The 272-nt window shown below is 65.1% G+C and carries 1 pseudogene; it reads right to left on the reverse strand.

What is annotated here, in order from left to right:
* Positions 1–272, reverse strand: a pseudogene (locus SB753_RS37290) (DNA polymerase Y family protein); the annotation flags it as partial.

Below are 272 nucleotides of genomic sequence, written 5' to 3' on the forward strand. Positions count from 1 at the left end.
GGGAAACAGCGAGTCCGAGGCTGGTTCGGCTTCCTTCACTTCCTGCACGACTAGCTGCAGCGCGATCACGGCTGCGGCGAGTTCGACACGGCCCAGCCGTTCTTTCAGCAGGCGCATCAGGTGGTCTTCGCGCCACGTCGGCTCGGCGAGCGCCACCTCGATCGTTGTCGGGGCGATCGAATCGCGCCCGCGCTCATGTTCGAGCAGCAGCGCAATGCGTGTGACGGCAAGCTGCTTTTGCGACAGCCAGCCCGTTAGCTGGACGACGAGCC

The sequence above is a fragment of the Paraburkholderia sp. SIMBA_053 genome (assembly GCF_046534895.1).
GTDB lineage: Bacteria > Pseudomonadota > Gammaproteobacteria > Burkholderiales > Burkholderiaceae > Paraburkholderia > Paraburkholderia caledonica.